15 protein-coding genes and 1 tRNA gene are annotated in these 11,584 nt (G+C 66.4%); 11 read left to right on the top strand and 5 right to left on the bottom strand.

What is annotated here, in order from left to right:
* Window positions 1-97: 97 nt before the first annotated feature.
* Window positions 98-763: a YiaD family glycine zipper/OmpA-like lipoprotein gene (locus PXD02_RS11860; RefSeq protein ID WP_275104078.1), complete on the top strand. Its 666-nt coding sequence runs from the start codon at window positions 98-100 to the stop codon at window positions 761-763.
* A 72-nt stretch (window positions 764-835) separates the two neighbouring features.
* On the opposite strand, the gene PXD02_RS11865 is transcribed toward PXD02_RS11860, so the two are convergent.
* From PXD02_RS11865 to PXD02_RS11885, 5 genes are all read right to left on the bottom strand, one after another.
* Window positions 836-1,396, bottom strand: a complete 561-nt coding sequence (locus PXD02_RS11865) for a F0F1 ATP synthase subunit B (protein WP_275104079.1) — start codon at window positions 1,394-1,396, stop codon at window positions 836-838.
* Window positions 1,393-1,983, bottom strand: coding sequence for a F0F1 ATP synthase subunit B' (locus PXD02_RS11870; protein WP_275104080.1), 591 nt, complete (start codon window positions 1,981-1,983; stop codon window positions 1,393-1,395). Before PXD02_RS11870 ends, PXD02_RS11865 begins: the two co-directional genes overlap by 4 nt.
* A gap of 76 nt (window positions 1,984-2,059) precedes the next feature.
* The gene (locus tag PXD02_RS11875; RefSeq protein WP_089343169.1) at window positions 2,060-2,296 is read right to left on the bottom strand and encodes a F0F1 ATP synthase subunit C; all 237 of its coding nucleotides are present in this window, start codon (window positions 2,294-2,296) and stop codon (window positions 2,060-2,062) included.
* 58 nt (window positions 2,297-2,354) lie between these two features.
* On the bottom strand, window positions 2,355-3,110 hold the full coding sequence (locus PXD02_RS11880) for a F0F1 ATP synthase subunit A (RefSeq protein ID WP_275104081.1): 756 nt from the start codon (window positions 3,108-3,110) through the stop codon (window positions 2,355-2,357).
* A 2-nt stretch (window positions 3,111-3,112) separates the two neighbouring features.
* Entirely contained in the window at window positions 3,113-3,460 is a 348-nt protein-coding gene (locus PXD02_RS11885) for an AtpZ/AtpI family protein (protein ID WP_275104082.1), read from the bottom strand.
* A 205-nt stretch (window positions 3,461-3,665) separates the two neighbouring features.
* On the opposite strand from PXD02_RS11885, the gene PXD02_RS11890 reads away from it, so the two are divergent.
* The 10 genes from PXD02_RS11890 to PXD02_RS11930 all read left to right on the top strand — a co-directional run bounded on the left by PXD02_RS11890 (window position 3,666) and on the right by PXD02_RS11930 (window position 11,564).
* Window positions 3,666-4,025 carry an ArsR/SmtB family transcription factor gene (locus PXD02_RS11890; RefSeq protein WP_275106416.1) on the top strand — a complete coding sequence of 120 codons (360 nt, stop codon included), beginning with the start codon at window positions 3,666-3,668 and terminating at the stop codon, window positions 4,023-4,025.
* Window positions 4,009-4,890 (top strand): PfkB family carbohydrate kinase, encoded by an 882-nt coding sequence (locus PXD02_RS11895; protein ID WP_275104083.1) that lies wholly within the window; start codon window positions 4,009-4,011, stop codon window positions 4,888-4,890. The genes PXD02_RS11890 and PXD02_RS11895 overlap by 17 nt, the downstream gene beginning before the upstream one ends.
* The gene (locus tag PXD02_RS11900; protein WP_275104084.1) at window positions 4,887-5,804 is read left to right on the top strand and encodes a pseudouridine-5'-phosphate glycosidase; all 918 of its coding nucleotides are present in this window, start codon (window positions 4,887-4,889) and stop codon (window positions 5,802-5,804) included. Before PXD02_RS11895 ends, PXD02_RS11900 begins: the two co-directional genes overlap by 4 nt.
* 43 nt (window positions 5,805-5,847) lie before the next feature.
* Window positions 5,848-5,930 (top strand) — tRNA-Leu (locus PXD02_RS11905).
* Between the two features lie 111 nt (window positions 5,931-6,041).
* Window positions 6,042-6,230 (top strand): type II toxin-antitoxin system HicA family toxin, encoded by a 189-nt coding sequence (locus PXD02_RS11910; protein WP_275104085.1) that lies wholly within the window; start codon window positions 6,042-6,044, stop codon window positions 6,228-6,230.
* A gap of 22 nt (window positions 6,231-6,252) precedes the next feature.
* Entirely contained in the window at window positions 6,253-6,648 is a 396-nt protein-coding gene (locus PXD02_RS11915; protein ID WP_275104086.1) for a type II toxin-antitoxin system HicB family antitoxin, read from the top strand.
* A gap of 163 nt (window positions 6,649-6,811) precedes the next feature.
* Window positions 6,812-7,411 carry a hypothetical protein gene (locus PXD02_RS16900; protein ID WP_473092020.1) on the top strand — a complete coding sequence of 200 codons (600 nt, stop codon included), beginning with the start codon at window positions 6,812-6,814 and terminating at the stop codon, window positions 7,409-7,411.
* Window positions 7,412-7,423: 12 nt separating this feature from the next.
* Complete coding sequence (gene fdnG / locus PXD02_RS11920; RefSeq protein ID WP_473092021.1) at window positions 7,424-9,898, top strand: formate dehydrogenase-N subunit alpha; 2,475 nt, start codon at window positions 7,424-7,426, stop codon at window positions 9,896-9,898.
* Complete coding sequence (fdxH, locus tag PXD02_RS11925) at window positions 9,895-10,878, top strand: formate dehydrogenase subunit beta (RefSeq protein ID WP_275104088.1); 984 nt, start codon at window positions 9,895-9,897, stop codon at window positions 10,876-10,878. Before fdnG ends, fdxH begins: the two co-directional genes overlap by 4 nt.
* A complete protein-coding gene (locus tag PXD02_RS11930) occupies window positions 10,878-11,564 on the top strand; it encodes a formate dehydrogenase subunit gamma (RefSeq protein ID WP_275104089.1) in 687 nt (228 codons plus the stop codon). Before fdxH ends, PXD02_RS11930 begins: the two co-directional genes overlap by 1 nt.
* Window positions 11,565-11,584: the final 20 nt, after the last annotated feature.

Raw genomic sequence — 11,584 nt, forward strand, 5'->3', positions numbered from 1 at the left:
TTTCCTTTCCGCCGGAACTGGGCCAGCGTCGGGGCGTTGGGCGGCAACCGGACATTGCCGCGTGATCAAAGCCGCAAGACCAGGAAAGGGAAAATCCATGAACCTTCGCGTCACCACCATCCTTGCCACCGCCGGCCTTGCCGCCCTTGGCGCCTGCGCCCCCACCGACGGCACCGGCATCGGCACCGCAGGGATGAGCCGCACCCAGCAAGGCGCCCTGGCCGGGGCCGCCGTCGGCGCCGTGCTGGCGGGCACCCGCGACAGCGACAGCAACAACCAGGGCCGGGACGCCGCGCGCGGCGCGATCCTGGGCGCGGCGGCAGGGGCCATCGCGGGCAACGTCCTGGACCGCCAGGCGCAGGCGCTGCAACAATCGGTCAGCAGCAACGTCCAGGTCGTGAACCGGGGCGACCACCTGCAAGTCATCCTGCCCGAGGGCATCCTGTTCGCCACAGATTCCGCCGCCGTCACCGGTCAGGCGCAGAACGACCTCTATGCCGTGGCGCGCAACCTCAACCAGTATCCGAACAGCCGCGTGCAGGTCGTGGGCCATACCGACAATACCGGATCGGCCGCGCATAACATGGACCTGTCGCAGCGCCGCGCCCAGTCGGTCGCCAGCATCCTGACCGCCGCGGGCGTCGCCCCGGCGCGCCTGACCGCCACCGGGCAGGGCTTCAACCAGCCGGTCGCCTCGAACGACACCGCCGCAGGCCGTGCCCAGAACCGCCGGGTCGAGATCCTGATCTGGCCGACCCGCTGATCGCACCGCCTGAAACGCAAAACCCCCGGTCGCGGGACCGGGGGTTTTTTCGTGATCACTGTCCGAATGCCGTCAGTTCAACCGGCGGGCCACGTCTTCGATGGCATCGTCGATCCCGGCGGACCGCTGGCCCGCCGCCACCTGCTGCGCCAGCAGGGTCGAGGCCGCAGCCACCGCCGCCTGCACCGCGCGGTCGCGCACCGCGCGCACCGCATCGCTTTCGGCGTTGGAGATCTGGTCCTCGGCCGCTTTCAGCCGACGCTCGATCGAGGTCTTCAGGTCGGCCTTGGCCTTGGCGGCCTGGGCCTCGGCCTCGCGCTTGGCATTGGCGACGATCTGCTCGGCCTGGCCCGCCACCTCGCGCTGACGGCGCTCATAGCTGGCATAGATTTCCTGCGCCTCCTCGCGCAGGCGCTTGGCCTCGTCCAGATCGCGGCGGATGCCCACGGCCCGCTGGTCCAGCAGCGCGCCCAGACGGGCGGGAACCTTGAAGTACAGCAGCACGCCCACGAAGACCAGGAACGACACCAGCACGATGAAGTCCGTGTTCCGCAACGAGAAGAACGGGCCGGCCGCGGCCGCAGCCGGTCCGGCTGCCAGCGACGTGGCGGCAATGAGGGAAAGTTTCTTCATTGCAAGGCCCCTTTCATGCGGCTGTCCACGGCCTGATCGACGGCCGCCTGATCGACCGTCCCGCCGAAGCTGCGCACCAGTTCGGCGGCAACGTCGCGGGCGACCTCGCGCGCATCGCTATCGGCGCTGTCGCGGATCTCGCGGATGCGCTGTTCCGATTCCGCCGCCCGCGCCGAAATCTCGGCATCGGCATGGGCGATGGCCGCGTCCAGTTCCTTCTGGATCTCGGCGCGGTTGGCGGCGACGATCTTGCCCGCCTCGGCCCGCGCGTCGGCCAGGGCCTTGTCATAGGCGGCCTCGGCCTCCTTGGCCTTCAGCTTGAATTCCTCGGCGGCCATCAGGTCGCCGGTCACGGCGCCCTGGCGGTCGGACAACACGGCGCCGATGCGCGGCAGCGCGATCTTGGCCACGACCCAATACAGCACCAGCATGGTGACGATGAGCCAGAAAATCTGGTTCCCGAAGGATGTCAGATCCAGCTGGGGCAGGCCCGTGGCTGTCTCGGTCTCGCCATGCGTGACGGAACTCGCCACGCTTTCGGTATGTTCGGCCGCGGTATGGGCGGCCTCTTGCAACAGGCTGATCATGTCCAAACCCCTTGGCCTTGAAGGTCACGAAGGGGCGGGGGCCGAACCCCCACCCCGCCGCAAGGATGGCGTTGGATCAGACTGCGAACATCAGCAGAAGCGCGACCAGGAACGAGAAGATCCCCAGGGCTTCGGCGAAGGCCATGCCGATGAACAGCGTGGCGGTCTGGCCGGCGGCGGCCGACGGATTGCGGAGCGCGCCCGACAGGAAGTTGCCGGCGACGTTGCCCACACCGATGGCGGCCCCGCCCATGCCGATGGCGGTCAGGCCGACGCCGATATACTGGCCCAGTTCTCCGATATTGCCTTCCATGATGATGCTCCTTGCGGTTGGAAGTGATGGATTGGGATGATGACCTGTGCGTCCGACGTCAATGCGACGGATGCAGCGCGTCTTTCAGGTAAACGCAGGTCAGGATGGTGAAGACGTAAGCCTGGATGAAGGCCACCAGGATTTCAAAGGCATACATGCCGACCACCGCGATGATCGAGATCGGCGCGACGGCGGCGATGGCCGCGAAGCCCGCGAAGACCTTGATGACCGCGTGACCGGCGATCATGTTGCCCGCAAGTCGGATCGAGTGGCTGACGGGGCGCACGAAATAGCTGATGACCTCGATCACCGCCAGCACCGGTCGGATCGCCAGGGGGGCCGAGCGGACCCAGAACAGATCCAGGAAATGCGCGCCGTTCTTGACAAAGCCGATGATCGTCACCGTCAGGAACACCGCCAGCGCCAGCACCCCCGTCACCGCGATATGCGACGTGACCGTGAAGGCCATGGGCAGCAGGCCCAGGACGTTGGCGAAGACGATGAACATGAACAGCGTCATGATATAGGGGAAGTATTTCAGCCCGTCCTTGCCGGCGATGTCGGCGACCATCTTGTGGACCAGGCCATAAGCCAGCTCGGCGATCGACTGGCTGCGGCTGGGGACGATGGCCCGGCCGCGCGTGCCCATCACCAGCAGGGCCAGCGTGGCCGCGACGATCAGGACCAGCCACAGCGTGACATTGGTCGGCGTATACCAGTGGACCGCACCGTCCCCGAACAGCGGGCGCACGATGAACTGGTCCATCGGGTGGAAAGACAGGCCGGTTGCCTCGCCATGCGCTTCTGTCGCCACGATCAGTCCCTCTCGTCGGTGCCCGGCGGCTTGCCGGATGTGCTGCCAAGTTCGGCTGCCGTGCGCATCATCACCTTGATGCCGGCCACGAAGCCCAGAAGTATGAACAGGATCAGCATGATCGGCAGGGTGCCGAACAGCCAGTCCAACCCGTATCCGATCCCGGCGCCCAGCATGATGCCCGCGACGATCTCGGTGACCATGCGCCAGGCGACATGCGCCTTGTCATAGCCCGCCATCGGCCCGGCGGCCTCTGGCTTCGCGGTCAGCTTGGACAGCCGCTCCTCCAGGTCGCGCAGGCGGGCGGCATCCGCGTGCCGGTCCGCGCTGTCCCTGGGGTCTTCGGCCATCTGTCGCGCCCGCTCTTCGTTGCGGGGCTGTCTAGGGTGGATCCCCGGCCAAGTCAAGGACCGATAAAATTGCCTCAATTCACTGTTTTTCAATGAAATTCCGGATTCCGGGGCGGGCGTCTTGCGCCCCGCGGTCCCTGCCCCGGCCGGACAATATTCAACCGGACAGTTGACCATTCCCGCCATTCCGCGCCATCACGGGCGGATGAACGCCCCCGCGCCCGACCGGCTGGACCTGATCTTCTCGGCCCTTGCCGACCCCACGCGGCGGCGGGTGCTGTCGATGCTGCTGGAAGACGACATGGCCGTCAGCGACGTGGCCGCCCCCTTCGCCATGAGCCTGGCGGCGATTTCCAAGCATCTGTCGGTGCTTGCGGCGGCGGGACTGATCCGGCAGGAACGCCGGGGCCGGATCACCTGGTGCAAGCTGGATCCGGACGGGATGCGCGCGGCATCCGTCTGGATGCGGGGCTTCGGGCAGTTCGACCCGGTGGATCTGGACGATTTCGAACGGTTTCTAGAGGCGCAGATCAGCGAATGGAGCAGCGATGACGGCGCCGACTGACATCCTCTGCATCGGCGCGATGCTGTGGGACGTGATCGGCCGCGCGCCGCGCCGGATGGCGCCGGGCGCCGACGTGCCGGGCCGGATCCGCCACATCCCCGGCGGCGTGGCGCTGAACGTCGCGGTGGCGCTGGCCCGCCGGGGGTTGCGCCCCGCCGTCCTGTCCGCCGTGGGCCGCGACCCCGAAGGCTGCGCCCTGGTGGCCGAGGCCGAACGGCTGGGCGTTCTGACCGCGCATCTGGCCCGCGACACCGGCCTGCCGACCGACACCTATATGGGGATCGAGGACAGCGAGGGGCTGATCGCCGCCGTCGCCGATGTCCATAGCCTGGAGGATGCGGGCACCGCGATCCTGGCCCCGCTGGACGGGGCGCTGTCCGGCTGGGCCGGTCCGGTCGTGCTGGACGGCAACCTGACCGAGGATCTGCTGGCAACCGTCGCCCGCGACCCGCGCCTGGCGCAGGCCGATCTGCGCGTGGTTCCCGCCAGCCCCGGCAAGGCCGAGCGGCTGGAACCGCTGATCGCCGCCCGGCGCGGCTGCTTCTATCTCAACCGGCTGGAGGCCGAGATCCTCGCCGGCCGCGCCTGCCCGGACGCCGCCACCGCCGCGCAGGCCGTGGTGGCGCGCGGCGCCGCCCGCGTGCTGGTCACCGACGGCCCCCGCCCGGTGGCCGAGGCGGTGGCGGGCGGCCCGACCCTGACCTTCGCCCCGCCGCCCGTCACCGTCGCGCGCGTGACCGGCGCGGGCGACTGTTTCCTCGCGGCGCATCTGGCCGCCGAACTGAACCGACAGCCGCGCGACGCGGCGCTGCGCCAGGCCGCCTGTGCCGCCGCCGCGCATGTTTCCGGAAAGGATGTTCCATGACCGCCCCCCTCACCTTCTCTGCCGAAGTTTCCGACGCGCTGGCCGCCGGGCGCCCGGTCGTGGCGCTGGAATCGACGATCATCACCCACGGGATGCCCTGGCCGCAGAACCTGGACATGGCGCGGCAGGTCGAACAGGCGATCCGCGACAACGGCGCGGTGCCCGCCACCATCGCCGTGATGGGCGGGCGGATCCATGTCGGCATGGACGACAAGGCGTTGCAGGCGCTGGCGCAGACCCCGCCCGATCAGGCGATGAAGCTGTCGCGCGCCGATCTGGCGGTCTGCCTGGCCGATGGCCGCACCGGCGCGACCACGGTCGCCGCGACGATGATCTGCGCCCATCTGGCGGGCATCCGGGTCTTCGCGACCGGCGGCATCGGCGGCGTGCATCGCGGCGCGGAAACCAGCTTCGACATTTCCGCCGACTTGCAGGAACTGGCGCAGACCCCGGTGACGGTGGTCGCGGCGGGGGCCAAGGCGATCCTGGACCTGCCCAAGACCTGGGAGGTGCTGGAGACCCTGGGCGTGCCGGTGATCGCCTATGGCCAGGACGAGCTGCCCGCCTTCTGGTCGCGCGCCAGCGGCATCAGGGCGCCGCTGCGCATGGACAGCGCCGACCAGATCGCCGCCGCCGCCGCCATGCGCGCCCGTCTGGGCCTGAAGGGCGGCCAGCTTGTCGCCAACCCGATCCCGCCCGACGCCGAGATCGCCGCCGATGTGATCGGCCCGGTCATCGAACAGGCCCTGTCCGAGGCCGAGGCCCGGAACGTCGCCGCCAAGGAGGTCACGCCCTTCCTGCTGCAACGCATCTTCGAACTGACCGGGGGCCGCTCGCTGGAATCGAACATCGCCCTGGTCCTGAACAACGCCCGGCTTGCCGCGCGTATCGCCGCCGCCATGACCGAACGATGACCCATTGACCGCCCCGCCCGTCCCGGCGTAAGGCTGGCCCCGTGCGCGGCTGGCGGAATTGGTAGACGCAGTTGGTTTAGGTCCAACCGCTTCGGCGTGGGGGTTCGAGTCCCTCGCCGCGCACCAGAGCCCTGATGATCGGGCGAAAGCATCGCACGGAAATACACACCATTTTGCGCAGAGTCATTGACCGACTCGCGGCTTGATGTGTATATACTTGCTCACCCGAGGATCCGGATGAACCTGGAAACCGACAGCCGGAAGATCATCCAGATGCTGAAGGCCGAGGGATTCGAGGAGGTCTCGAAGCGCGGATCGCACCTCAAGCTCAGGAAAGGCGACAGAACGGTGATCGTGCCGCATCCGAAAAAGAACCTGCCCGTCGGAACGGTGCGCAGCATCTATTGGCAGGCCGGTCTCCTCTGACACCCAGGACAGGTAAGCCGCCATGAAACTTTACACCGCCATCGTTCACAAGGACGCCGGGTCGGCCTATGGGCTGACCTTCCCGGATCTTCCCGGCTGCCATGCGGCAGCCGACGAATGGGACGACATTCCCGCCGCTGCCGCCCAGGCCCTCGATCTCTGGTTCGACGATCAGGCCGATGTCGAACCGTCCTCGATCGAGGCTATCCGCAAGCGAGAGGATGTCGCCATCAGCCTGAAAGAGGGGGGATCGCTCATCACCATCCCCTATATCAGCGCGGACGGCGCGCCCGAGCGGATCAACGTCTCGATCGAGCGCGGCCTTCTGCGGTCCATCGACCGCACGGCAAAAGCGCGTGGAATGACCCGCTCCGCATTCCTCGCGGCGGCCGCGCGGCACGAGGTCACCGGGGCCTGAAAACACGATCCGACGGATGCACGGCCTTCGAAAGCAGCAGATCTCGCAGCATTTATCATACATGAAAGTGTTCCTGGCCGGTTCCCCTTCGCCTTGACTTTTGACCAGCCGGTCAGCAAACTTGAACCATACCTATCTATCGACAGGCAGCAGGAGGGGTCTTATGAACATCGACCTTTCGCGCCGCGGCTTCTTCAAGCTGGCGGGAGCGGGGGTTGCGGCGACATCGCTGGGGGCCATGGGCTTCGGCGGGGCCGAGGCGGCGGAACAGGCGCATGTGCGCGCCTTCAAGCTGGCCACGACCACGGAAACGCGCAACACCTGTCCTTACTGCTCGGTCGCCTGCGGGATCATCATGTATTCCAAGGGCGACGTGAAGGCGGGCGAGACCGCCCAGCTTCTGCATATCGAAGGCGACGCCGACCATCCGACGAATCGCGGCACGCTGTGCCCCAAGGGCGCGGCGCTGAAGGATTTCGTCCATGCGCCCACGCGCCTGACCAAGCCGCGCTATCGTCCCGCCGGTGCCGGCGACTTCCAGGACATCACCTGGGAAGACGCGCTGGACAAGATCGCCCGCGCCCTGAAGGACGACCGCGACGCCAACCTGATCCAGGTGAACGAGGCGGGCGTGCCCGTCAACCGCTGGACCACGACCGGCTTTCTCGCGGCATCGGCCACGACAAACGAGACCGCATGGCTGACCTACAAGACGGTCCGGTCCATGGGGATCGTCGGATTCGATAACCAGGCGCGCGTCTGACACGGCCCCACGGTGTCCAGTTTGGGCCCGACATTTGGCCGTGGAGCGATGACCAACTCCTGGACCGACATCAAGAATACCGACCTTGTGGTCGTCATGGGCGGCAACGCCGCCGAAGCGCATCCCTGCGGCTTCAAATGGGTGACCGAGGCCAAGCATCATCGCGGCGCCAAGCTGATCGTGGTCGATCCGCGCTATAACCGCACGGCATCCGTGTCGGATTACTATGCCCCGATCCGTCCGGGCAGCGACATCGTGTTCCTGATGGGCGTGATCCGCTGGTGCATCGAGAACGACAAGGTGCAATGGGATTACGTCCGCAACTACACCAACGCCAGCTTCCTGGTGAAGGACGAGTTCGGCTGGTCCGACGGTCTGTTCACCGGCTATGACGAGGAAAAGCGCGACTACGACAAGTCCAGCTGGGACTACAAGATGGGCGAGGACGGGTTCGTCCAGACCGACCCGACCTTGCAGGATCCGCGCTGCGTCTGGAACCTGCTGCGCGCGCATGTCGACGCCTATACGCCGGACTTCGTCGAACGCATCTGCGGCACGCCCAAGGACAAGTTCCTGCATATCTGCGGCATGATCGGCGAATGCTCGACGCCAACCAGGACCATGACCTCGATGTATGCGCTTGGCTGGACCCAGCATTCCAAGGGCGCGCAGAACATCCGCGGCATGGCGATGCTGCAACTGATCCTGGGCAATATCGGCGTCCGGGGCGGGGGCATGAACGCCTTGCGCGGCCATTCCAACATCCAGGGCCTGACCGATATCGGGCTGATGTCGAACCTGATCCCCGGATACCTGAACATCCCGACCGAAGCGGAAGCGGACTGGGCGACCTACATGTCCACGCGCGACTTCCAGCCGATCGTGCCGGGGCAGACCAGTTACTGGCAGAACTATTCCAAGTTCATGGTCAGCTTCATGAAGGCCATGTGGGGGGATGCCGCCACGGCCGAAAACGACTGGGCCTATCACTATCTGCCGAAACTGGACGTGCCCGCCTATGACGCCATGCGCATGTTCGAGCTGATGAACCACGGCAAGGTGAACCTGTATTTCTGCCAGGGCTTCAACCCGATCCTGTCCTTCCCCAACCGGGGCAAGATGACCGAGGCGTTCTCCAAGCTGAAGATGCTGGTGGTCATGGATCCGCTGGCGACGGAAACCTCGCATTTCTGGCAGAACCACGGCATCCACAACGACGTGGACCCGACGGCGATCCAGACCGAGGTTCTGGAACTGCCCACCACCTGCTTTGCCGAGGATGAGGGCGCGTTGGTGAACTCGGGCCGGTGGCTGCAATGGCACTGGCCGGGGGCGACCCCGCCGGGCGAGGCCAGGCACGACACCTGGATCATGGCGCAGATCTTCCAGCGGGTGCGCAAGCTGTATCAGGACGAGGGCGGGGTGTTCCCCGATCCGATCCTGAACCTGACCTGGGACTATCGCGATCCGGGCGACCCCAAGGCCGACGAACTGGCCAAGGAAATGAACGGTCGCGCGCTGGCCACCGTCTATGACGCGGCCGATCCCACCAAGGTCGTGGCCGAGGCCGGGCAGCAATTGTCAAGCTTCGGGCATTACCGCGACGACGGATCGACCATGGGCGGCTGCTGGATCTATGCCGGAAGCTGGACCGAGGCGGGCAACATGATGGCGCGGCGGGACAACAACGATCCCGACGACACCGGCGCCTTCCTGAACTGGGCCTTCGCCTGGCCCGCGAACCGGCGGATCCTCTATAACCGGGCGTCCTGCGACTTGCAGGGCAAACCCTGGGATCCGACCCGCAAGATCATCGAATGGACCGGCGAGAAATGGGAGGGCTATGACGTGCCCGACATCCCGGTCACGGCCAAGCCCGAGGAGGTCGGCCCGTTCATCATGAACCCCGAAGGCGTGTCGCGCCTGTTCAGCCGGGGCATGATGCGGGACGGCCCCTTCCCCACGCATATGGAGCCGTTCGAGGCGCCCATCGCCAACGTGTTCAATCCCAAAATGCGGGGCAACCCGGTGGCGCGGGTGTTCGAGTCCGATGCGAACCAGTTCGCCGACATCGGCGATCCCGCATTCCCCTTCGTCGCGACCTCGTATCGCTTGACCGAGCATTTCCACTACTGGACCAAGCACAATCCGGTAAACGCCGCGTTGCAGCCCGAGTTCTTCGTGGAGATCAGCGAGGAGCTTGCCGCCGAACGCGGCATCGCGAAGGGCGGGCGCGTCCGGGTCTGGTCCAAGCGCGGGCAGGTCTGGGCCAAGGCGGTCGTGACCAAGCGGCTGCGGCCGTTGCAGGTGGACGGCAAGACCGTCCATGTCATCGGCATCCCGCTGCACTGGGGGTTCATGGGATCGGCGCGCAAGGGCTTCGGCCCGAACAGCCTGACCTCGCAAGTCGGCGACGCCAATGTGGAAACGCCTGAATTCAAGGCCTTCATGGTCAATATCGAACCGTCAGAGGAGCCGGTGGCATGACCGAAACCGCGCCCCAACCCACCACGGCGGCGGCGAACCCGCCCGTCCAGCCGATCGCGTCGAACCTGCTGCCGTCCGACGTTGTCCGCATCTCGGCCACCAAGGACGTGCCGCAGCCCGACCGGCAGCTGACCAAGGTCGCCAAGCTGATCGACGTGTCCAAGTGCATCGGCTGCAAGGCCTGCCAGTCGGCCTGCATCGAGTGGAACGACACCAAGCCCGAAGTCGAGACCAACGTGGGGGTCTATGAAAACCCTCACGACCTGACGCCGAACATGTTCACCCTGATGCGGTTCAGCGAATGGGTGAACCCGGAAACCGACAACCTGGAATGGCTGATCCGCAAGGACGGCTGCATGCATTGCGAGGATCCGGGCTGCCTCAAGGCCTGCCCGGCGCCCGGCGCCATCGTGCAGTATTCCAACGGCATCGTCGACTTCATCCATGAAAACTGCATCGGCTGCGGCTATTGCGTGACCGGCTGCCCCTTCGACATCCCGCGCATCAGCAAGGTCGATCACAAGAGCTATAAATGCACCCTGTGTTCGGACCGGGTTGCCGTGGGCCAGGGTCCGGCCTGCGCCAAGGCCTGCCCCACCCAGGCCATCGTCTTCGGCACCAAGGAGGACATGATCGCCCATGCCAACGACCGGATCGAGGATCTGAAGTCCCGGGGTTACGACAATGCCGGGATCTATGATCCGCAGGGGGTGGGCGGCACGCATGTGATCTATGTGCTGCACCATGCCGACAAGCCGCAGATCTATGACGGGCTGCCGGAAAACCCGCGCATCTCGCCGGTGGTCGAGGGCTGGAAGGGCGTCACCAAGACCGCCGGTCTGGCGGTGATGGGCGTGGCCGCCGTGGGGGCCGCGATCCACGGGCTGTTCGCCCGCGCCAACCGCGTGGACGAACACGAGGAACAGGCGGCCGAGCGGCTGGTCCAGGCCGACGCGCCGCAGGACAGGGGGGGCGTGTGATGCGGCGTCCCCTTTATTCCGAACCGGGCGACCGGATCGAAAGCGTCAAGCCGGTGACGGTGAGCCGTTACCGGGGCTTCATCCGGGCGAACCACTGGCTGACGGCGCTGTCTCTGATCCTGCTGCTGCTGTCGGGTCTGGCGCTGTTCCATCCGTCGCTGTATTTCCTGACCGGCCTGTTCGGCGGCGGGCAGACGACGCGCTGGATCCATCCGCTCATCGGGGTGGTGCTGTTCTTCAGCTTCCTGGTGATGTTCGTGCAATTGTGGCGCCTGAACCTGCCGCGCCCCGAGGATACCACCTGGGTCGTCCAGATCGGCGACGTGATGGCGGGCCACGAGGAAAAGCTGCCCGAGCTTGGCAAATACAATGCCGGGCAGAAGTTCATCTTCTGGGCCATGTCGATCCTGATCGTGGTGCTGATCGTGACCGGCGTGATGATCTGGGAACAGTTCTTCGGCGGTCTGGTGACGATCCCGACCCGGCGCATCGCGGTGCTGGCGCATTCGCTGGCGGCGGTGGCGATCATCCTGGTCTTCATCCTGCATGTCTATGCGGCGATCTGGACGCGCGGCACGCTGCGGGCGATGACGCGGGGCACCGTGACCGGCGGCTGGGCCTATCGCCACCACCGCAAATGGCTGCGCGAACTGGCTGGACGCCGCCAAAACGGCCCGGCAGAATAACGCAAAGGCAAGTGGCCGGT

Source organism: Paracoccus sp. S3-43 (assembly GCF_029027965.1).
In the GTDB taxonomy this organism is placed as follows: domain Bacteria; phylum Pseudomonadota; class Alphaproteobacteria; order Rhodobacterales; family Rhodobacteraceae; genus Paracoccus.

What these genes read in the sequence shown, in the direction of transcription:
- PXD02_RS11870 (WP_275104080.1), bottom strand. Translation starts at nt 1,983, where the DNA reads ATGATCAGCCTGTTGCAAGAGGCCGCCCATACCGCGGCCGAACATACC.
- PXD02_RS11930 (WP_275104089.1), top strand. Translation starts at nt 10,878, where the DNA reads ATGCGGCGTCCCCTTTATTCCGAACCGGGCGACCGGATCGAAAGCGTC.
- PXD02_RS11915 (WP_275104086.1), top strand. Translation starts at nt 6,253, where the DNA reads ATGAAACTTTACACCGCCATCGTTCACAAGGACGCCGGGTCGGCCTAT.
- PXD02_RS11900 (WP_275104084.1), top strand. Translation starts at nt 4,887, where the DNA reads ATGACCGCCCCCCTCACCTTCTCTGCCGAAGTTTCCGACGCGCTGGCC.
- PXD02_RS11895 (WP_275104083.1), top strand. Translation starts at nt 4,009, where the DNA reads ATGACGGCGCCGACTGACATCCTCTGCATCGGCGCGATGCTGTGGGAC.
- fdxH (WP_275104088.1), top strand. Translation starts at nt 9,895, where the DNA reads ATGACCGAAACCGCGCCCCAACCCACCACGGCGGCGGCGAACCCGCCC.
- PXD02_RS11910 (WP_275104085.1), top strand. Translation starts at nt 6,042, where the DNA reads ATGAACCTGGAAACCGACAGCCGGAAGATCATCCAGATGCTGAAGGCC.
- PXD02_RS11890 (WP_275106416.1), top strand. Translation starts at nt 3,666, where the DNA reads ATGAACGCCCCCGCGCCCGACCGGCTGGACCTGATCTTCTCGGCCCTT.
- PXD02_RS11875 (WP_089343169.1), bottom strand. Translation starts at nt 2,296, where the DNA reads ATGGAAGGCAATATCGGAGAACTGGGCCAGTATATCGGCGTCGGCCTG.
- PXD02_RS11885 (WP_275104082.1), bottom strand. Translation starts at nt 3,460, where the DNA reads ATGGCCGAAGACCCCAGGGACAGCGCGGACCGGCACGCGGATGCCGCC.
- PXD02_RS11860 (WP_275104078.1), top strand. Translation starts at nt 98, where the DNA reads ATGAACCTTCGCGTCACCACCATCCTTGCCACCGCCGGCCTTGCCGCC.
- PXD02_RS11865 (WP_275104079.1), bottom strand. Translation starts at nt 1,396, where the DNA reads ATGAAGAAACTTTCCCTCATTGCCGCCACGTCGCTGGCAGCCGGACCG.
- PXD02_RS16900 (WP_473092020.1), top strand. Translation starts at nt 6,812, where the DNA reads ATGAACATCGACCTTTCGCGCCGCGGCTTCTTCAAGCTGGCGGGAGCG.